General features: G+C 59.8%; 15 protein-coding genes. 10 read left to right on the forward strand and 5 right to left on the reverse strand.

Annotation, left to right across the window (positions count from 1 at the left end; all coding sequences use genetic code 11):
- Positions 1-162 precede the first annotated feature (162 nt).
- The 4 genes from licT (at position 163) to QWJ34_RS03865 (ending at position 5,722) form a co-directional block, all read left to right on the forward strand.
- Positions 163-1,005, forward strand: coding sequence for a BglG family transcription antiterminator LicT (licT, locus tag QWJ34_RS03850; protein ID WP_302725719.1), 843 nt, complete (start codon positions 163-165; stop codon positions 1,003-1,005).
- Positions 1,006-1,168: 163 nt separating this feature from the next.
- Positions 1,169-3,133 (forward strand): beta-glucoside-specific PTS transporter subunit IIABC, encoded by a 1,965-nt coding sequence (locus QWJ34_RS03855; protein WP_302725720.1) that lies wholly within the window; start codon positions 1,169-1,171, stop codon positions 3,131-3,133.
- A 131-nt stretch (positions 3,134-3,264) separates the two neighbouring features.
- Positions 3,265-4,716, forward strand: a complete 1,452-nt coding sequence (locus QWJ34_RS03860) for a glycoside hydrolase family 1 protein (protein ID WP_302725844.1) — start codon at positions 3,265-3,267, stop codon at positions 4,714-4,716.
- A 61-nt stretch (positions 4,717-4,777) separates the two neighbouring features.
- Complete coding sequence (locus QWJ34_RS03865; protein ID WP_302725721.1) at positions 4,778-5,722, forward strand: DMT family transporter; 945 nt, start codon at positions 4,778-4,780, stop codon at positions 5,720-5,722.
- Between the two features lie 84 nt (positions 5,723-5,806).
- Here the strand turns inward: QWJ34_RS03865 and QWJ34_RS03870 are convergent, their stop codons facing one another.
- Complete coding sequence (locus QWJ34_RS03870) at positions 5,807-6,877, reverse strand: LacI family DNA-binding transcriptional regulator (protein ID WP_302725722.1); 1,071 nt, start codon at positions 6,875-6,877, stop codon at positions 5,807-5,809.
- 123 nt (positions 6,878-7,000) lie between these two features.
- On the opposite strand from QWJ34_RS03870, the gene QWJ34_RS03875 reads away from it, so the two are divergent.
- Both QWJ34_RS03875 and QWJ34_RS03880 read left to right on the forward strand, forming a co-directional pair.
- On the forward strand, positions 7,001-8,509 hold the full coding sequence (locus tag QWJ34_RS03875; RefSeq protein ID WP_302725723.1) for a glycoside hydrolase family 1 protein: 1,509 nt from the start codon (positions 7,001-7,003) through the stop codon (positions 8,507-8,509).
- Between the two features lie 78 nt (positions 8,510-8,587).
- Complete coding sequence (locus QWJ34_RS03880) at positions 8,588-12,202, forward strand: DEAD/DEAH box helicase (protein ID WP_302725724.1); 3,615 nt, start codon at positions 8,588-8,590, stop codon at positions 12,200-12,202.
- 395 nt (positions 12,203-12,597) lie between these two features.
- Here the strand turns inward: QWJ34_RS03880 and QWJ34_RS03885 are convergent, their stop codons facing one another.
- Positions 12,598-13,608 carry a Gfo/Idh/MocA family protein gene (locus QWJ34_RS03885; RefSeq protein WP_302725725.1) on the reverse strand — a complete coding sequence of 337 codons (1,011 nt, stop codon included), beginning with the start codon at positions 13,606-13,608 and terminating at the stop codon, positions 12,598-12,600.
- A 138-nt stretch (positions 13,609-13,746) separates the two neighbouring features.
- Between QWJ34_RS03885 and QWJ34_RS03890 the strand changes: the two genes are divergently transcribed.
- The 4 genes from QWJ34_RS03890 (at position 13,747) to QWJ34_RS03905 (ending at position 17,942) form a co-directional block, all read left to right on the forward strand.
- Positions 13,747-14,373, forward strand: a complete 627-nt coding sequence (locus tag QWJ34_RS03890) for a hypothetical protein (RefSeq protein WP_302725726.1) — start codon at positions 13,747-13,749, stop codon at positions 14,371-14,373.
- A gap of 278 nt (positions 14,374-14,651) precedes the next feature.
- Complete coding sequence (locus tag QWJ34_RS03895; protein WP_302725727.1) at positions 14,652-15,503, forward strand: MurR/RpiR family transcriptional regulator; 852 nt, start codon at positions 14,652-14,654, stop codon at positions 15,501-15,503.
- Between the two features lie 26 nt (positions 15,504-15,529).
- A complete protein-coding gene (locus tag QWJ34_RS03900) occupies positions 15,530-16,774 on the forward strand; it encodes a tetratricopeptide repeat protein (RefSeq protein ID WP_302725728.1) in 1,245 nt (414 codons plus the stop codon).
- Between the two features lies 1 nt (position 16,775).
- On the forward strand, positions 16,776-17,942 hold the full coding sequence (locus tag QWJ34_RS03905) for a DUF4339 domain-containing protein (protein ID WP_302725729.1): 1,167 nt from the start codon (positions 16,776-16,778) through the stop codon (positions 17,940-17,942).
- 55 nt (positions 17,943-17,997) lie between these two features.
- Here QWJ34_RS03905 and QWJ34_RS03910 read toward each other — a convergent pair whose 3' ends face one another.
- From QWJ34_RS03910 to QWJ34_RS03920, 3 genes are all read right to left on the reverse strand, one after another.
- Positions 17,998-18,555: a PIN domain-containing protein gene (locus QWJ34_RS03910; RefSeq protein ID WP_302725730.1), complete on the reverse strand. Its 558-nt coding sequence runs from the start codon at positions 18,553-18,555 to the stop codon at positions 17,998-18,000.
- A complete protein-coding gene (locus QWJ34_RS03915) occupies positions 18,536-18,703 on the reverse strand; it encodes a hypothetical protein (RefSeq protein ID WP_302725731.1) in 168 nt (55 codons plus the stop codon). Before QWJ34_RS03915 ends, QWJ34_RS03910 begins: the two co-directional genes overlap by 20 nt.
- A 168-nt stretch (positions 18,704-18,871) precedes the next feature.
- The gene (locus tag QWJ34_RS03920; RefSeq protein WP_302725732.1) at positions 18,872-21,049 is read right to left on the reverse strand and encodes an ATP-dependent Clp protease ATP-binding subunit; all 2,178 of its coding nucleotides are present in this window, start codon (positions 21,047-21,049) and stop codon (positions 18,872-18,874) included.
- Positions 21,050-21,194 lie beyond the last annotated feature (145 nt).

A 21,194-nucleotide genomic window follows, 5' to 3' on the forward strand; every position in this document is an offset into this window, starting at 1 on the left:
ACGGTTCGGGGTGTCACTAGACTTGCTTGATATGGACTAGGCATAACCCGGATGGGAACGAATTCCGATAGGCGTATGCCCGGGATGGTTTTCCGTCCGGGTTTTTTGGTTTAACCAAAACTTCCCCCGCGGATGTGACCGCAGCACAAGCGAGGTGGTTCGATGATTTTGAAAAGAGCGCTTAACAACAACGTGGTGCTGGCCGAGGACGAGCGGGGCGAAGAAGTGATTGCGACCGGAAGAGGCATCGCGTTCAATCTGAAGCCCGGCGATTCCATCGCCGCGGAGAAGATCGCGAAGCTGTTCGTGGTCAAAACGGGCGATGTCGTCAGCAAACTGACCGAGCTGCTCCAGCACGTCCGCGTGGAATGCGTGGAAGCCGCCGACGAGACGATCCGCTACGCGAAAACCCGGTTGTCCGGCAGCATGAGCGAGTATATTTATCCCGCGCTGATCGACCATATTTCCTTCGCTGTTCAGCGGGACAAGCAGGGACAGCAGATCGAGAACCGGATGCTGTGGGAGATCAAACGATTTTATCGCGAAGAGTTTGCCGTCGGCCTGCACGCGCTGAAGATCGTCGAAGAGAAAACGGGCATCGCGTTCGACGAGAACGAAGCCGGCTTTATCGCGATGCACTTCGTCAATGCGCGCATGGATCAGAAAGGCGTCAATCTCAGCCAGAAAACGACCCGCGCGATCAAAGACGTGCTCGATCTCGTCAAGTATCATTTTCGCGTCGAGATCGACGAAGAATCATGGAATTACAACCGCTTTATCACGCATTTGAAATTCTTTTTCCAGCGGTTGTTCGCGGGAGAGCCGACAAGTCGGGATTATATCGATCTGTTCGAAGAACTGACCGGCAAATTCCCGCAGGAATACGCCTGCGTGCAGAAAATTGCGGTCTATGTGCGCAAAAGATTCGGGCAGGAGCTCGGACGCGACGAAATGATTTATCTGATGCTGCATATTTCGAGATTGGTCAACCGAACAGAAGAGTAGCAGGGTGTAACCTTAAGTGGGCATAACCTGGGCATTCCCCGACGCATACCGGTAGCGCTGCCGGCCGCGTCCCGGGGAACGTCCGGGTTTTTTTATATACTTTTATGCCGTAAGACAAACTTGTTCAACCCCTTTTTACAACCATCTAACTGGAGGAATTCCAATGGGCAAATACGATTCGCTGGGCCGTTTTATTGTCGAAAACGTCGGCGGAGAGCAGAATATCGGCGATCTGTACCACTGCATGACCCGTCTGCGCTTTACGCTGAAAGATAAAAGCAAAGCCGACCGCAAAGCACTCGAAAGCTCGGACGAGATTATCTCGGTCATCGAAAGCGGCGGCCAGTATCAGGTGGTCGTCGGCAATCACGTCGAAGAAGTGTTCGAAGCGATCACCCGCACGCATCAACTGAACCTCAAAACGGAAAAAGCCGAACAAGTCCAAACGAAAAAAGAAGGCAATCCGGTCGCTCGGCTGTTTACCGTAATGAGTTCGATTTTCCAGCCGATCGTGCCTGCGCTGGCGGGGGCCGGCATGCTCAAAGCGGTGCTCGTCATCCTCACGCAGCTGCACTGGCTGAGCAATGAATCGAGTACGTACTCCATCTTGTCGGCGGCCGGCAACAGCGTGTTCTACTTCCTGCCGATCATGCTGGCTTTCTCGTCGGCGAGAACGTTCAAGACGCAGCCGTTCGTCTCGGCGGCGATCGTGGCCGCGCTGCTGGAGCCGAACTTTACGAAGCTGATGGAGAATACCGGCGATATCTCGTCGTTTGCCGGAATCCCCGTTGTGCTGATGAGTTATACGACCTCGATTATCCCGGCGATCCTGTCGATCTGGCTGTATTCGTACCTGGAGAAATGGCTGAAAAAAATCACGCCGAAAAGTATCGAGCTGTTTATGGTTCCGCTCATCTCGCTGCTGATTATGGTTCCGCTGGCCGCCATCGTGATCGGTCCGATCGGCGTGTACGCCGGCAGCGGCATCGCTTCGGGCATCGACTTCCTGAGCACGCGCAGCGGACTCTTGACCGGCGCTTTGCTGGGCGGCGGCTGGACGTTCCTCGTCATGTTCGGCCTGCACTGGGGCATCGCTCCGGCGATGATCAACAACCTGTCCATCAAAGGCTACGATACGATCCGTCCGATGATGGCGTCCGCCACCTTTGCCCAGTCCGGCGTCGCGCTCGGCGTATTCCTTAAAGCCAAAGACAAAAAGCTCAAGTCCTACGCCATCTCGTCGCTGCTGCCGTCGCTGTTCGCCGGCATCACCGAACCGATCGTGTACGGATTGTCGGTCAAGCTCAAACGCCCGATGATCGCGGCCGTGATCGGCGGCGCGGTGGGCGGCGCGATCGCCGGACAATTCCATGCCACCGTGCTGGCCTACGTATTCCCGGCGGTCACGACCATCCCGGCATTTATGACGAACACCATCGCGTATTACCTGATCAGTATCGCCGTTTCGTTCACATTGACGACCGTGCTGACCTATATCCTCGGCTTCGAAGAAGACGCGCAGCCGGCCGCCGTCCCGAGCGCCGGCGGAAATACGGCCGCGGGCGCTAACGTTCCGCAGGCTTCGGCCGCCGTTCGGGCATCGAATGCGCAGGGAACAAGCGCCCTGCCGGCGGAAACGGCGAACGTCAACGCGGCCGCGGCCGACACGATAGGGTTCCATACGGTATACGCTCCGATTCCGGGCGAACTTGTGCCGCTCGGCGAGGTGGACGATCCGGCATTTTCGACCGAAGCGATGGGTAAAGGCGTGGCGATTCTACCGAGCGAAGGCAAAGTCTTTTCTCCCGTGGACGGCGTGGTATCGCTGATGTTCCGCACCAGCCACGCGGTGGCGGTCACATCCGACGACAAAGTGGAGCTGCTGATCCATGTGGGCGTCGATACCGTCAAGCTCAAAGGAGAAGCGTTCACCGCCCATGTGCGGCAGGGACAGAAAGTCAAACGCGGCGATCTGCTGCTGGAATTCGATATTCCCAAGATCCGGGCGGCGGGCTACGATACGACGACGCCGATTATCGTGACCAACTCCGCCGAGTACGAGCAGATCGATCCGACGCACGCCGGCGGCCGGGTGGAAGCGGGAGAAAGCCTGCTGGCGGTCCGCTGAAACCGGAGCCTTTTGACTGACGTTCGTCCGGATTCGACGCGGCGATGCAAACGACTATGAAGAGATACGCAGGACGAAAGGAGACTTTTACAATGAATACCCAACCTACGCAATCGGAACAAAATAAACAGATGCAGGCGAATGCCGCAAACAGCGGTTCGCAGCGGCGGACGGAAGGGCTGCGCTTCCCCGAGAATTTCCTCTGGGGCGGGGCCGTCGCCGCCAACCAGGCGGAAGGCGGATGGAAGGAAGGCGGCAAAGGGCCGTCGATCGTGGACGCGATGCAGGGCGGGATCGTCGGCGGAAACTTCCGGCCGGAGATCGAACCGGGCGAGTACTACGCCAGCCACGACGCGATCGATTTCTATCACCGCTACAAAGAAGACATCGCGTATTTCGCGGAAATGGGCATGAAATGTTTCCGGACTTCGATCGCCTGGAGCCGCATTTTCCCAAGCGGCGACGAAGAAGAACCGAACGAAGAAGGACTGCGTTTCTACGACGAATTGTTCGACGAACTGCTCAAGCACGGCATCGAGCCGGTGATTACGCTGTCGCATTTCGAGATTCCGCTGAACCTGATCGTGAAGTACGAAGGCTGGAAGAACCGCAAGCTGATCGCTTTCTTCGAACGCTATGCCAAGACCGTCCTGTCGCGCTACGGCGGCAAGGTCAAATACTGGATGCATTTTAACGAAATCAATCATTTCCATACGATCCCGCTTGCGGCCGGAGGCATTGTGGTCGGCGAAGACGAACACAAACTGCCGACGATCTACCAGGCGAGCCATCACGTATTCGTCGCCGCCGCGCTGGCCGTCAAATGGTGCCATGAGCTGGTGCCGGGCGGCATGATGGGCGCGATGCTGTCGCTCAGCCCGATCTATCCGCATACCTGCCACCCCGACGACGTATTCGAATCCTACGAGCTGCGCCGCCGTTCGCTGTTCTATTCCGACGTTATGCTGCGCGGCAGCTACCCGGCGTATGCGCGGCGCATCTGGGACGAACACGGCATCACCGTCGAAATGCAGCCGGGCGACCTGGAGTTGATCGCGGCGCATACGTCCGATTACCTGGGCTTCAGCTACTACCGCAGCTCCACGCACCGCGCCGGCATGAAGATTCTCGGCAATACCGGCGGCATCCTGGGCGCGGACAATCCGTATCTGGAGAAGACCCCGTGGGGCTGGCCGATCGACCCCAAAGGCTTCCGCTACGTCTGTAACGAATTGTCGGACCGCTACCAAAAGCCGCTGTTCGTCGTCGAAAACGGCTACGGCGCCGCCGACGAGATCCGCGAAGACGGCACTATCGCCGATCCCGAGCGCGTCGATTACCTGAACAAGCACCTGATCCAGCTGGCCGAAGCGATCAAAGACGGCTGCGAAGTGCTCGGGTATACGTGGTGGGGCCCGATCGATATCGTCAGCGCCGGTACCGGCGAGATGAAGAAACGCTACGGCTTCGTCTATGTCGATAAGCACAACGACGGCTCCGGCACTCTGGAACGGCGCAGGAAAAACAGCTTCTATGCGTATCAAGAGATTATTGGAACCAACGGACAGGTGTTGTTCGAGTAAGCCGGCCTCCAAGCCGGCTTTTTTTACGCCGCCTCTTGACCCGGAATGCGCTGCGGCTGTTATGATAGGAAGAATTTACGAATACGCGCCTTACACGACGTCGTATGCGAGAGGAGAGAACGTCATGCAGGTGCTCGGCTTTTTGCTGTGCGTCATCTGGGGATTTAACTTTGTGGTGATGAAATGGGGGAACGGCGCTTTTGCGCCCGTGGAATTCGCGTCGCTGCGCTTTCTGGTCGGCACGGCCGTGCTGCTGGTCATCCTGCTGTGGCGGCGCACGCCGCTGCCGCGCCGCGGCGATATCAAATGGTTCGTGCTCTGCGGCCTGCTTCAGACTACTTATTTCAACATCGCGATCCAGATTTCGCTCAACCATATCAGCGCGGGGCTGACATCCGTGCTGACCTACAGCATGCCGCTGTTCCTGTCGCTGATGGCCCACTTCTGGATTCCCGGCGAGCGCCTCGGGCTGCGCCGGGGATCGGGGATCGTGATCGGGCTGTGCGGACTGTTCCTGGCGATGGGCATCGGCGGCTCGGGCGGCTCGATCTGGGCCGTGCTGCTCGGCCTCAGTTCGGCCGTCGCCTGGGCGCTGTCTAACCTGATTATCAAGAACAAGCTGGCGAACTGCGACAAAACGCAGTTCACCGCCTGGCAGATGGGCATCGGCACGCTGGGCCTGGGAGCGTATTCCGCGCTGCTGGAGCCGCATCATCCGCACTGGAGCGGCGCTTCGATCCTGTATCTGCTGTTCGCCGGCATCGTCGCTTCGGCGCTCGCATTCCTGCTGTGGACGAATATCCTGGCCCGGACCGAAGCGAGCAAAGCGTCCGTGATGCTGCTGCTGGTGCCGATCTTCGGCGTCCTGTCCGGTTGGGTGTTCCTGCACGAACAGCTGCACGTCAATACGCTGGCGGGCATCCTGCTGGTGCTGGCCGGTATCTTTATCGTCAACCGGCCGCTGCCGTTTGCCCGGCGGATCGCGGCGGCGGGCGGCGAGAAGTAAACACGCTCCGCCGCGCCGCCGGGAACGGGTGAAGCGCTCCGACGCCGGCCTGCGAGTCCGGCCGGCGCGGCATCGGCGGTTTCGTTACGTCGAGCTTCTGACCCGCAGCTCGAAATGCAGCGCCGGCGAAGCGCCGGACTTCTCATCGGTTTCCGCGCTCCCGCCGTCGACGGCTTTAACGCTGTCGGCGGCGGGAGTTTTGCTTTTTCCGCCGCTTGGTTTACCGGCTTCGTGCCCCGATTCTTTCAGCCGGGCATACAGCGTATCGAACATTTTCCGCCCGACCGCGTCGAGCGGATTCGTGACGTTCGTGAGCCCGACGATGTCGGCGATGCCGCTTTCGTCGCTTTCGAAGCCGACGACGGCCAGATCCTCCGGCGCGCGCAGTCCGCGTTCGCGGATCTCGGCCAGCAGGCCGGCGGCAACCAGATCGTTCGCCGTCATCACGGCGTCGGGCCGCTCCGGCAGCGCCAGCAGCCGGTCCGCGGCGCGTCTGCCGTCCGCGGCCGTATACACGTCCCGGAAGATCCATTCTTCCCGCGCCGGCAGGCCGCGGTTCTCCAGCACTTCGCGGTACGCGTCCAGCCGGCGCTTGCTGTTGCGGCTGCCGCCGCGCCCGACGACGCACGCGATCTTGCAGCGGCCGCGCCGGATCAGATGCTCGAGCCCCAGCCGGAATCCTTCGTAATGATCGAGGAACACGGCGGGAACGTGGCCGTTTTGCATCGGCTCGCACGTGACGATCGGACCGTATTTCAAATAGCCCGCGATATCGGCCCAGGGCGTCGCCCGGCGCAGAATCATCAGCGCGTCCACCTTTTTGCGCCGCAGCAGTTCCAGCGCCTGCATTTCCTGCTCAGGCTGTTCTTCCGTCTGGTGGATCAGCACCTGGTAACCGTATCCTTTGCCCCGGTTGGCCGCGCCTTTGATCAGCTGCAAATAGTAGTGGTTCAGCGTGGGCGTCACGATCCCGATCACCCGCGTGCGCCCGACCTTGAGCTGGACCGCGTTCAGATTCGGGCTGTAATCCGTTTCTTCGATAATTTGCAGCACGCGGCTGCGCGCCGATTCGCTGACGTGCGGATGACGGTTGAGCACGCGCGATACGGTGCTGACCGACACGCCCGCCAGCTCGGCGATTTTGCGGATATTCATAAGCGCGCTGCGCCTCCTTTTTGTATAACCGAAATCATGTCGATCGCGGGGCTTGACCTGGAATGCATTCCAGGGGTTAGGCTGAATACGAACCGATAAAGAGCGCAAACGGAGGAGTCCAACATGACTGAGAAAACGAAGTTTCCCGAACATTTCCTGTGGGGCGGAGCGGCCGCCGCGATGCAGATCGAAGGCGCGCACGACGCGGACGGCAGAGGACTGTCGGTCGCCGATGTGTACACGTTCGATCCCGAACTCGACAAGAAGCACTGGCTCGACCAGTGGCATATGATGACGCACGCGCAGGTGGAAGAAGCGCTGGACCCGTCCGGCACACGCAATTATCCGAAGCGCCGCGGCAACGACTTTTACCACCGTTACCAAGAAGATATCGACCTGATGGCCGAAATGGGCTTCAAAGCGTACCGGACGTCGATTTCCTGGTCGCGCATCTTCCCGAACGGAGACGAGAGCGAGCCGAACGAGCAGGGACTTGTTTTTTATGATAAAGTATTCGACGCTCTGCTGGCAAAAGGAATCGAACCCGTGATCTCGCTCTGCCACTACGATATGCCGCTGAATTTGCTCAAGAGCCACGGCGACTGGACGAACCGCGGGCTGATCGACCTGTTCGTGCATTACGCCGAGACGGTGTTCAACCGCTACAAAGACAAGATCAAATACTGGATCACCTTCAACGAAATGAACTGCCTCAAGCATCATCCGTACGCCAGCGCGGGCATTATCGAGGAGAACCATCCGCATCTGGAACAGGCGAAATACCAGGCGGCCCATCATCAGTTCGTCGCGAGCGCGCTGGCCGTCAAAGCCTGTCACGAGATTATCCCGGATTCGAAGATCGGCTGCATGATCAGCTATCTGCTGCTGTACCCGAACACCTGCCATCCCGAAGACGTGCTTGAGTGCCAGAAAGAAGAGCGGGTTTCGTTCTTTTTCAGCGATGTGCAGACCCGGGGAGCTTATCCGGCTTACGCCAAGCGCATGCTGGAAGAGAAAAACGTGACGCTGGATATCCAGCCGGGCGACGAAGAAATTCTGCTGGAAAATACGGCCGACTTCGTCGCGCTCAGCTACTATATGTCCAACAATGCGAGCGCGCAGGCGGGAGAGCACGAGAAAGCGAGCGGCAATCTGGTCGGCGGGATCAAAAATCCTTACCTGCTGCAAAACCAGTGGGGCTGGCAGATCGATCCGACCGGCATGCGCTATGCGCTGAACGTGCTGCACGACCGCTACGAAAAGCCGCTGTTCGTGGTGGAAAACGGCATGGGCGCGGTCGATACGGTCGAAGACGACGGTTCGGTCAACGACGATTACCGCATCGACTACCTCAAGCGGCATATCGAGCAGATGGCCGAAGCGATCGAGGACGGCGTGGAGCTGATGGGCTATACCGCCTGGGGCCCGATCGACATGATCAGCGCTTCGACGTCTCAGGCGTCCAAACGCTACGGCTTCGTCTACGTCGATCAGGACGATCTGGGGCGCGGCACGCTGGACCGTTCGCGGAAGAAAAGTTTCGACTGGTACAAAAAAGTAATCGAAAGCAACGGCCGCGAGCTGGAACAGCCGGCGGAAACGTTAGAGCAGTCGCACACGGTCGAAAAATAACGAAAATACGAACGCCATGCAAACACACGCGCCATCTGGTACACTGGTACTCAGACCGAAAGGGATGGGGGAAGCGCGTTGAAAGAACGATCTGCGGGAAACCATTGGAATGAACGGACGATCAAAATGCTGTGCGGAGCAAGCGCCTACCGGAAAGGGGAGGCGCTGTTTCGCGCGGGCAAAGTCGAGCTGCGGCGGCCGGAAGGCGCGGAGTCCGGCGATTACGAAGCGTTTGTGCGCGACGGCGATACGCTGCGGGTGAAGCTGCGCCTGGGCGGCTCGGACGACGCGATGGCGGCCGAGTGCGACTGCTCGGCCGGCTTCGCGTTCGAGCAGTCGTGCAAACATGCCGCCGCGGCGCTCTTGCAGCTGCTTGCGCTGCGGCGCGAAGGCTCGCTGCACGGCACGGGACCGAGCGCGGCCGCGGAAGAAGCGGCCGGAGGAGAATCGGCGCCCGAAGTTCGGGCGGACGAGGCGCCTGCGCGGAGGGACGGCTACGGCCGGGAACTGCCGCCGCTGCCGAGGCAGGGCGGCGGAGAAAGAGACCGCCGGACAGAATCGGCGGAACGGATGGGCCTTTCGAGCGAAGCATCGGAAGCCGACGGAAGCGAAGCTTCCGGCACGGAAGGGCCGGCGGAAGAAGCCGGCGATTCCGGCGCTTCTGCGCGGCCGGCTGCGGGCGGCGGACGCCGATTCGCCGCGGCTTCCCGTCCGGAAGACCGGCTGGTCGGCCGGGTGATGGACCTGTTCCGCCAGCAGCCGCGGGCGCTGGGCGGCTCGCGCTCGATTTTCGAATCGCGCCGCGAGCTGACGGCCGAATTCCTGATCGCGCCGTATCCGCACGGGCCTCGCCGCGGGCTGCTCGGCATCGAGCTGCGCGTCGGACCGGACCGCACCTACGCCGTGCCGGATATTCGCGAATTCCTGTCCCGCTTCGAGCGCGGGGAATCCTATTCGTTCTCGCGGCATTTTGCCTACGATCCCGCCGGGGACTGCTTTACGGCGCAGGACGACGCCGTGCTGCTGCGGCTGGACGAGATCCGGCGCAGCGAGAAGATGCAGCGCGCTTCGGCCGGCGCGCTGTACACGGGCGAGATCGGCGACCCGCCTTCGCTGCCGCTGCCGCCGCACGCCTGGGAAAGCCTGGCGCCGCTGCTGGCCGCGGCCCCGATCGCCGCGATCCGCAGCGGCGGCAGGGCGACGCCCGGCGTCGGCGTCTCGCACGAACCGCTGCCGCTGCGGTTCGAATTCCGCCGCTCCGCTTCGGGCGGACTGCGCATGAGCGCCAGAGGCATGGCCGGCACCGTCGCGCTGGAAGCTTACGGATTGGCGCTGCATAGGGGACGCCTGTACAGCCTCCGCCCGGCCGAAGCGCGGCGGCTGGCCGATCTTCAGCGGATCATGCGCGGCGGCGAAGCGAACGGACGCGGAGCGGAGGAACCCGATCCGGAAGAATTGGAGATCCCCAAAGCGCAGATGGATGCTTTTATGGAGCAGGTGGCGCCGGGGCTGATGAAGCTGGGCGATGTGTTTATCGCAAGCGACGTATCGGAGCGCGTGCTGCGGATTCCGCTGGAAGCGCGGGTGTATCTGGATCGGGTCAACGACCGGCTGCTGGCCGGGCTGGAATTCCAGTACGGCGATATCGTCATCAATCCGCTGGAACGCGGCGGCGCGCGCAGAGGGGAAAGCCGGATTCTCGTCCGCGAAGGCGAGAAAGAACTGCGCATCCTGGAACTGATGGAGAACGCCGGCTTCACCCGGACGGAAAGCGGCTATTATATGCAAGGCGAAGAGCGGGAGTTCGGATTCCTGCACGGCGTTGTACCGCATCTGGAGAAAATGGCCCGGATTTACGCGACGACGTCCGTCAAAGAGCGGATCATCGCGGTCAATCCGCCGCCTCGGATCTCGGCGGGCTTCAACGAGCGCTCGAACTGGCTGGAATTCCGGTTCGAGCTCGGCGGCATACCGGAAGCGGAGATCCGCGAGGTGCTCGCCGCCCTGCGGGAGAAGCGCAAATACTACCGGCTGCGCAGCGGTTCGCTGCTGCCGCTGGACACGGCGGCGTTCCGTTCGCTGCTCGATTTCCTGAACGGCATCCGGCCGCTGCTGCCGGAAGAAGGGCCGGACGCCGACGGCTCGTTCCGCCTGCCCGCCGCGGCCGGGCTGCACCTGCTGGACGGCCGGGGCGAAGAAAGCGGCAGCGGGCTGATCCGGCCGGAGCGTGAGCTGCGCCGTCTGCTGGACAGCCTGCGCAGCCCGGACCTGCTGGACTTTCCGGTGCCGGAGCCGCTTGAGTCCGTGCTGCGCGATTACCAGCAGACCGGCTACCGCTGGCTCAAGACGCTGGCGCATTACCGGCTGGGCGGCGTGCTGGCCGACGATATGGGACTGGGCAAGACGGTGCAGAGCATCGCCTATCTGCTGTCGGCGCTGCCGGAGATTCGGCAAAGCGGCCGGCCGGCGCTGATCGTGGCGCCCGCTTCGCTGATGTACAACTGGCGCAGCGAGCTTGCGCGGTTCGCTCCCGGCATACGCGCCGCCGTGATCGACGGAAGCAGGCGGGAGCGCGAAGCGGCGCTGATCGCCGCGCAAAGCCCGGAGCAGGCGAGCGACGTATGGATCGTGTCGTACCCGCTGCTGCGCCGCGACTCGGCGCTGTACGAGCGAATAGAGCTGCACACTTTGATTCTGGACGAAGCCCAGGCGATCAAGAATCCCGAAACCCAGACGGCCAAGTCCGTCAAAGCGCTCCGGGCCGGCTTCCGCTTCGCGCTGACCGGCACGCCGATCGAGAACTCGCTCGAAGAGCTGCGCTCGATCTTCGAAGCGGTGCTGCCGGGATTGTATCCGGGCCGCCGCGCGTTCGCGGAACTGACGCGCGAAACCGTGGCGAGGCGCGCGCGGCCGTTCCTGCTGCGCCGGCTCAAAAGCGACGTGCTGCGGGAGCTGCCGGAGAAGATCGAATCGCTGCGCGTCTCGGAACTGCTGCCGGAGCAGAAGAAGCTGTACGCCGCGCATCTCGCCAAGCTGCGCTTCGAAACGCTCAAGCATCTGGACATAAGCGAAGAACTCGGCCAGAGCCGCATCCTGTTTCTGGCCGGCCTGACGCGGCTGCGCCAGATCTGCTGCCACCCGGCGCTGTTCGCCGAAGGTTACGAAGGCCGCTCGGCCAAATTCGAGCAGCTGATGGAGACGCTGGAAGAATGCCGCCGGGCGGGCCGCCGCGTGCTGGTGTTCTCGCAGTTTACGCAGATGCTGCAGCTGATCGGCCGCGAGCTCGGCGTTCTCGGCGTGCCGTTTTTTTACCTCGACGGAAGCACCCCGGCGCGGGAGCGCCCGGAGATGTGCGAACGGTTCAACGACGGCGAGCGCGATCTGTTCCTGATTTCGCTCAAAGCCGGCGGCACCGGTCTTAATCTGACCGGAGCGGATACCGTGATTCTGTACGACCTGTGGTGGAATCCGGCGGTCGAGCGGCAGGCGGAAGACCGGGCTTACCGGATGGGCCAGCGCCGCGACGTGCAGGTAATCCGTCTTGTCGCCGCCGGCACGATCGAAGAAAAGATGATCGCACTCCAGCGCAAGAAAACGCAGCTGATCGACGAAGTGATCGAATCCGGCAGCGGAGATGTCGACCTGTCGCTGACCGCGGCCGATATCCGGGAACTGCTGGGACCGGAATCGTAAACGGGAAAAAGGACGGCGCATTGGGCGCGCCGTCCTCAAGTTGTCGAGAAAGCCGGCTAGGGTTCCAAACGGAAAATAGCGACGCATGTGCACTTATTTGGAGCGAAACGCTTCGGTTTCTTCAAATAGCGACGCGGGTGCAATTATTCGGGCGCCACAGGCCGAATCGAAGCAAAAAAACTCGAAATAAGTGTATCAGCGCAGTTATTTCCTCGAAAATGTAAGATTAAGCCGGAATAAGGGCATATATGCAGTTATTTCGATTGTTCTTGCCCTTTGCTTTATTTCTCCGGCCCGTTCTCCGGCCCGTTCTCCAACTTTTCACTCCAATCGTTTCTCGACGATCCGGGGAAGGACGGCGCAGCCGCGCGCCGTCCTTTTTTCACCGCATCCGATCAGCGCGTGCGCGCCGCGTTTCCCGCCGTGTCCGCCGGGAAGACGATTCCCGCGTCCCGGCGCGCCCGGGCCGCCAGCTCCATGACCAGCGCCGAATGGCGCAGGGTGTCCATGCTTTTCTCCCATTGTCCGGTCCGGTAAATTTCTTCGAACGCGCGGAACTCGTTGACCATATGGTTATCCGGCGCGCCGAATTCGATATGCTCGACGACGCCTCCGACGGTTACCGTCAAAGAAGAACACAGATTAGGCGGGCCGTCTAAGCGGATGCTGCCGTTCTCGCCCTGGATCAGCGCAAAGTTGTCCCCGTCGGAATCTTTGGCCGCGCAGCAGAGAGCGACAAAGCCGGGATAAGCCAGCGCGGCGGCGCCCGACGTATCGATTCCGTTCGGGCCGATGTTGGCCAGGTAGCGGATCTCCCGCGGCGCGCCGAACAATCCGGCAACCAGGTGCAGATTATAGATGTTCAGGTCGTACAGCGCCCCGCCGGAGAAAGCAGGATCGAACGCGGGCAGCACCCGGCCGTCCAGATAATCGCCGTAACGGCTCGAACGCTTGGAGAAATTCGCCTGCACCAGCCGGACCGGGCCGATGCTGCCCAGCAGCTCCCGTGCGCGCAGATAGTCCGGCGAATACAGCGTGGTTACGGCTTCCAGCAGATACAGGCGCCTGCGTTCCGCCAGCGCCAGCAGTTCCCGCGCTTCTTCCGCCGTCGAGGTGAACGGTTTTTCCGCGATGACGTGTTTGCCCGCTTCCAGCGCGCGGCGCGCGTAATCGTAGTGCAGGCTGTTGACGATCCCGATATAAATAAAATCGAGCGCCGGATCGGCCAGCATTTTATCGTAATCCGTATATACGCTGCCGATTCCGAAGCGCTCCGCCAGTTCGCGGCCCAGCGCAAGCTTGGGCTCGCGCACGCAGATGGCGGCGGCCTCCGCGCCTTCCGCCTGCCGCAAAGCTTCCAGGGCGACGCGGACGATTCCGCCGCTGCCCGCTATTCCGATCTTCATGCCGAACCCTTCTTTCTTTTATCGAATTTTGCCGAAAGTGTAATACCTGAGGAAACACCCTCGTCTAATGAAATATAAGGAGCGGAAAACAAACTGTTCATTCCGTTTCAATCCATCATCTTAGAGGAGTGTTTTCTTATGAAATTGAACCGTAAAATGATCGCTTTGACGACCGCCTTGTCGCTTGCCGTACCGCTTGCCGCCGCTTCTCCCGGCCTTTCGCCGAATACGGCTGCCGCAGCCGACAGCCATATCGGAGCTTTCGCCAAAGCGGGCGCGGCCGCGAAAAGCGGCAGCGTTCGTCCGGCGACGAAATATTTTCAGCTTACGATCAAAGGCAAAAACGCCACGCGCAAAGCCCAGCTGAAAACAGGCGACACCTATTCGCTTTACGCGGCTTCCGGGTATACGTTCAGCTCCGCGAAAAATAAGCTTTACCTCACGAGTTATCCGAAGTACAGCGCGCAGATCCAGCCTTTGCCGTCCAATTACGACTTGAACGCGCTGCGCAAGAAAGGCACGGCGGAGCTGAAACAATACGGCAAGGTCAACAGCTACAGCGGCGATCAGCTGTTTGAAAGCCCGATGTCAGGCGCGCTGCTGTATCTGCAAACGAGCGATGAGAAAGGCATCCGCGATTATGTGGTCTGGAAAGCCGAAGACGGCAAGTCGTATCTGTTCCGCGTGAGCATTCCGGAAAGTGACTTTGCCGGCACGTTCCGCCAGATCGTTTACACGTCGCTGTCGACGATCGCGTCGAAATAACTTTGCCGCGCACCCGCGCGAGAAGTCCAATTCCAACTATCCCGGACCGGCCGCTTCCGCGGCCTGTCCGGTTTTTTGGCGTTCGAATCCGTAATCTTATCCGCAGTCCGGGTGTTCTTTATTATAGAACGCCGCCGGCGTTTGTAGACCGCAGCGCTCCACATTATAATTGAAGTACAAGAAAAAGCGGTTGTCCGGCTCCCGGGGCGTACCCCGGGTACGCGGGAAGACCGGTTTTTGTTAGCGGATTTCAATCGCACCGGGAAAAGAGGGATGTCATGCTGTTGGAGAAGCTCGAACGCGCGGACGGTTTTTCGGACGCCGAACGGAAGATTGCCGCCTATATCTTGAAGCGCCGCGAGAACGTGCTCGGCTTGACGATCCGCGAGCTTGCCGCCGACACGTATTCGTCGAATCCGACGATCGTCCGGCTGTGCCGCAAGATCGGGGTCGGCGGCTTTCGCGAATTCAAGATCGTGCTGTCTTCGGAACTCGAACGCGCGGCCGGAGTAGAGAAGGTCGATGCCAATATTCCGTTCGACGGCCGCGAAGAAGCGCGCGCGATCGCGGAGCGGATCGCCGGATTGACCCGCTCGACGGTGCGCGATGCGTATTCGCTGCTCGACGGTGCCGCGCTGGATGCCGCCGCGTCCGCGATCGGCGAAGCGCGCCAGGTCTATTTGTTCGCCGTCGGCGATTCGATGATTCGCGCGATGAGCTTCCAGGGCAAGCTGCTCAAGATCGGCCGGCCGGTGCAGATTTCGAACTTTTTGCAGGAACAGGGATATCACGCCAGCAACGCCGCCGAAGGCGACTGCGCACTGTTTATCACCTACCACGCCCGGCAGCCCGAATATCTGCGCTATGCGGAAACGATGCGGGAGCGCGGCGTGCGGCTGATCGCGGTGACGGCCGATGCCCGCGGCGAACTGGCGCAGCGGTGCGGGATCGTTCTGCCGCTGCCGCTGGACGAAGAACCCGCCGGCAAGATCGCTACTTTTTCTTCGCAGATCGCGATTGATTATGTCTTGAATGTGCTGTACTCCTGCGTATTCAATCTGCGCTACGAGCATCATTTTCGGATCAAACAGGATAACCAGGACTATGTGGAGCGCATAACGCGTTCGTAAAAAACGGGAGCAGGAAAGGAGCAAGGATGAATATAAGCGAAAACAGCGAATGGAATTCGGAAGATCCGCTGCGGCAGATGCGGGACCGCCTCTACACGCTGCGGGAAAGCGGGCGTTATGAAGAAGCGCTGGAGATGGTCGCGGAAATCCTGCATGCGGCGCCGGAAGATCACGACGCGCGCTTCACGGCGGCCCAGTGCCTGTGGATGCTGCACCGGCGCGACGAAGCGCTCGAACTAACGCGGACGCTGATCGGAGAACGCCCGGATGCCGGACGGCTCTACGGGCTGGCCGCGGATATTTGCGCGGACCGGCAGGGCTGGACGGAGGCGGCCGGTTATTTCGAACGCGCGCTGGAGCTGGAACCGGAATCTTATTATTACCATCTGCGGTTGTCCCAGGTGCTGTACGAAGTGCTGCTGGAAGACCCGTATCCGCTGCAATCGCGCTTTTTTCGCTATACGTTCAAGCCCGAGTATGCGCGGCTGGGAGAGCGCGTGCTGGCCGAAGCCGAAACCGCGATCGGACTTGAACCCGAACGGGCGGCGGGCTACGCGCAAAAAGCGGCCGTGCTGGACCTGATGCTGCGGCCCGAGGAATCCGAGGCGGCGATCCGCGAGGCGATTGCCTGCGAGCCGCAGGGCCACTATGTGCGGGCGCTCCATGCGCATTTCCTGCTCAAAAAGGGCGAGCTCAAAGCCGCGCGCGAAGAAGTGGATTATGCGCTGTCGCTGAATCCGGACAACGTCGACGCGCGGCAGATCCGCGAACGGATCGAAGAAGGCGCGCGCAATCCCGCGCTGCTGCAAAAGTACTGGCTGGAACGGGCCAGCTACGGAACAAGCGAATATTTCGATCGCCTCGAAGTGCGCCGCCGCCGGATTCTGCTGATTCTCCGGGCGGGCCGCAGGCCGCTGTGGCAGATGAGCCGCTACTTGAAACGGGCGCCGGACGATGTGGATATTCAGCTTGCTTACGGCAAAGCCCTGTCGGAAGACAAACAGCCGGACCGCGCGCTGCGGCATTTTCGCAGGCTGCAGCGCCGCTGGCCGGACAATACGGACATTCCGGCCTGGATCGGCCAACTGAAGAAGCTCGGCGTATGGGCCGGATCGATCAAACCGATGCTGCGGCGGATTCTTTACTGGGGCATTGCGGTGCCGATCGTGCTGATTGTATATATTCCCAAAATGCTGGTCTGGTTCGTTCAGCGCATGACCGGAATAGGCGGCGCCAAAAAAAGCGCCCGAACGGAAAAGAGGGTTGGATAATATGCCGACTGAAGACCTGCCGATCGATAACGGGCCCGCCGATCCCGCCGGAGAAGCGGGGGAGATAGCGCGCGCAATCGCCGCCCGGCATCCCGCCGCGCAGCGCGAGGAGTCGCTCGACCGGCGCAAAGCGGACAAAGTCCGCGGTAATCTGAAGATTGACGGCGGAGATGCGGCATTCGTATTTTTCGACGCGACGGTATTGGGCAAATATCGCGTCGGCGCGGCTTTTACGGATTCCGGCCTTTACTGGAACACCAATATCAAAAGGCGCTTTTTCTCCTGGGAAGAATTCCGGGAAGCGCCGCTGCCCGCGGAAGGCTACTTGAGCGGGGATATCCGGATCGGGGGAGAGCTGCTCCCGTGCACGGGACTTCGCCCGACGCGGGGCGAAATGCTCGATCTGCTGTGCGAGATCCGGTTCGCAATCGGCGGCGGAGCGCCGCAGAGTGGTCCGGTCTCGACCCGCGAGCGCTTTATGCTGGAAAACGAGCCGCGGCCCGGAGCCGACGAAGCGTTCATCCTGCATCTGGCCTACCGGGCGGGTTTGTTCAAGCCGGAGCACTGGCTGCGCGCGGAGCCGGACGGCGATCCGGGCGGGGTCCCGCTGCAGCGCCGGGCCTTCGGGATTCCGGAGCGGGAGCGGGTGCTGGCTTTTCGGGATCAGGCGCGCGCGGTGCGCCGCAGCGGCGACCGCGGCGTCGTGCTGACCGAAGCGGGCGTATATATCCGCGGCACGAACGATTTGAAAGAAGGGCTGCCGTCCGCGTTTATTTCTTACGGACGCCTGGGCCGGTTGGATAAGCCGGCCGAAGCGGGAGACGGAGTGCGGCTGAACGGGCAGCTGGTATACAAAGGTTCGGAAAGTCGGGGCCTGGCGCGGATGCTGTCCGACCTGCGGCTGTACGTGTCCTCGCTTGATGAGCCCGGCGCGGAAGCGTGCACGGAATTTCCATACGATTCGTCGTATGCCGAACCCTGGGAACTATTCGCGGCCGAAAGCGGAACGCGCTGGATCGCCGCCGAAGACGGGATGCCGCGAGGCGTATATACCGAGTCGGAGCTGCGCGCCGCGGCCGAAGCCGGCCTGATCGACCGCAACCTGACGCGCTTCTGGGCGGAAGGACAGCCCCGCTGGAAAAGCGCGGAGGAAGCGGGTTTCATTTGAATAGAAAAAGACATCAAAAAGCCGCTTGTTATAGAAGCGGCTTTTTTAAATATGTTTATTTGTAATCCATGTGTCGCGGATTTGTATAATAGATAGTCGAAATATTCGGCAATAATGAGAGATTAGACATCATATTGTTAACCAGCCTGTTGTCTACAGTTAGAAAATTGATTCCATATAAGTTTGCAATGCTGGCGTTCAACGCATCTGCTGCACCAAGCGTATCGGATAGTTCAATTTGTTTAAGCGCTGAATTTTTGTCGCCATCGAGTACTTTAAAAACTTCTTGATCGATAAGTGTAGTTAACGTATTTTTAGTAAAAGTTCTAAAAGCTTGTATAGCAGATTGATCGAAAGTTAAATCGAAACGCAAATAATAATTCTCGAGCGCTCTTCCGTTTAGATGCATAACTTCGTTTATAATCACAGGATTTACATACAAAAGAATAGCATTCTCTTCCGGAAAAAGATGCTCTTCAAAGAGTTGATTTATGGTTGAATGCCATGGATCTGCAGTTGAGAATAAAGCATTTAAAATACAGGTATCAATTAGGATATCGGCTCCATATGGAAAACCGGAAAAGTCAGAAGAATTAAAGTCTTGTTTCCTCACCGTGTTTATCCCACTCTCTAACTGTATTAATCTCAACAGGCAGCTTTGGCGCTTTACCGATTACCGATTTTAATATTTCTTTTTGTGTTGTATTCATGCCAATTTGATTTTTTGGAATTGGTTTAATGGTTGAATTTGTCGTAAGCATAAAATCTCCTCCTTATGCCTTATTTGCATAGATGTATTCATTTCGAAATCGTATACTTTTAAGCAGAATAATATTAAAGATAGATTACCACAACACTGAACAATTTTATACAAATTAAGACAGCATCCGGTTGTATTTTTCTATAACCGGATGCTGTCATCTGAAATCTTATGAATTTAAATTCGAATTTCGGGCCTGCGCGACGCGAATCGCGTCTTCCCGCACGTCGACTAGGATATCGTTCACGTCTTCGTCGTCCAGCAGCAGATCCGTAATGCCGTCTTCCACATGCTGCTGAATCATGCGGCGGAGAGGACGGGCGCCGAAGGACGGATCGTAGCCCAGTTCGGCCAGTTTACGTTTGGCTTCGTCGTCGATCGCAAGCGAGATGCCGCGTTCCGACAGCGTGTTTTCGATCTCGGCCAGCATATTGTCGACGATGGCGACCAGGTCTTCTTCCTTGAGCGAAGCGAACGGCACGATGCCGTCGAAGCGGTTCAGGAATTCGGGCCGGAAGTAATTGCCGAGCGAGTTCAGGATCGAACGGGTTTCTTCCGTTTTCGCCGTGAAGCCCATCGTGATCTTCTTCTCGGCGGCGGTGCCGGCGTTCGACGTCATGATGATGACCGTATCTTTGAAGCTGACCGTACGGCCCTGGCTGTCGGTCAGGCGGCCGTCGTCGAGTACCTGGAGGAACATATGCTGCACGTCCGGGTGCGCTTTCTCGATCTCGTCCAGCAGGATAATGCTGTACGGATTGCGGCGCACTTTCTCCGTCAATTGGCCGGCTTCTTCATGGCCCACGTAGCCCGGAGGCGAGCCGATCAGCTTGGACACGGAGTGCTTCTCCATATATTCGCTCATATCGAGCCGGATCATCGAGTCCGCGCTGCCGAACAGTTCTTCGGCGAGCGCTTTGGACAGCTCGGTCTTGCCGACGCCGGTCGGGCCGACGAACAGGAACGAAGCGATCGGCTTCGTATTGCTGCGCAGTCCGGCGCGTCCGCGGCGGACCGCTTTGGATACTTTGTCCACGGCTTCGCTCTGGCCGATTACGCGGTGTTCCAGGCGTTCGGCCAGATTTTTCATGCGTCCGCGTTCGTCCGCTTGCAGTTTGCCGACCGGAATGCCCGTTTTGCGCTCGATCAGGTTCTGGATATCTTCGACCGAGACGGCGAGAACTTCCTGTCCGGACGGTTCGCTGTCCAGACGTTGGAGCAGCACGGCTTCTTCGTCGCGCAGCCCGGCCGCGCGTTCGTAATCTTCCTGGCGGGCCGCTTCGTCTTTCTCGGCTTTGATCTGTTCCAGACGGCCGCGGACTTCATCGCCGCCGCCGACCGATGCGCGCAGGTTCAGCTTGGCGCCGGCTTCGTCGAGCAGGTCGATCGCTTTGTCCGGCAGGAAGCGGTCCTGGATATAGCGGCCCGACAGCCGCACGCACGCTTCGAGCGTGTCGTCGGAGTAAGTCACGCCGTGGAACTCTTCGTACTTCGGACGCAGTCCTTTCAGGATCTCGATCGCTTCCGCCGCCGTCGGCTCGTCGACCGTGACCGGCTGGAAACGGCGTTCGAGCGCGGCGTCTTTTTCGATCTGCCGGTATTCTTTGAGCGTGGTCGCGCCGATCACCTGCAGTTCGCCGCGCGCCAGCACCGGCTTCAGGATATTGCCGGCGTCCATCGAGCCTTCGGCCGAACCCGCGCCGACCAGCAGGTGGATCTCGTCGATAAACAGCAAAGCGTTCTTGCGCTGCTGGAGTTCGACGATCAGCTGTTTGACTTTTTCTTCAAACTGCCCGCGGATGCCGGTTCCGGCAACCAGCGAAGCAACGTCGAGCGAGTACACTTCTTTGCCCAGCAGCTTCGCCGGCACATTGCCTTCGACGATGCGCAGCGCCAGCCCTTCGGCGATCGCCGTTTTGCCGACGCCCGGTTCGCCGATCAGCACCGGATTGTTCTTATTGCGGCGGTTCAGGATTTCGATGACGCGTTCGATCTCGTCTTCGCGTCCGATCACCTGGTCGATGCGTCCGCCGCGCGCTTCGTCGTTCAGGTTGCGGGCGAGCTGGTCCAGCATCCCGCCTCCGCGGCGTCGGCCGCCCTGGGCGGCTTGTTCCGGGGAACGGCCCGCGCCGGAGTTCGGCTGCTGACCGGAGGACTGCATGAAGCTTTTGAACATTTCTTCGAACGACGATTGGCCGCCGGAAGGTCCGAAGCCCGCCGTGAACGGCACGCCGCTGCTGAGCTTGGCGTAGCAGTCTTCGCACAAAAATACTTTTTCGGATTTATTGTTAAAGGTGAGGCTCAGACCTACGGTTGCTTGATTGTGGTTGCAATGTTGACAGCGCATGAAGGCATGCCCCTTTCATGGGTGGAATTTGATTTTCGTTTTATCCTAACGTGTCGTTCAGGAAACGGCCGCCCCTCTCCGAGAGAGAGGACCGCCGGGATTAGGGGGAACGAAAGGCAAAGTCGAATATTCATTTGACTATTTC

This window comes from Saccharibacillus sp. CPCC 101409, assembly GCF_030518235.1.
Lineage (GTDB): Bacteria > Bacillota > Bacilli > Paenibacillales > Paenibacillaceae > Saccharibacillus.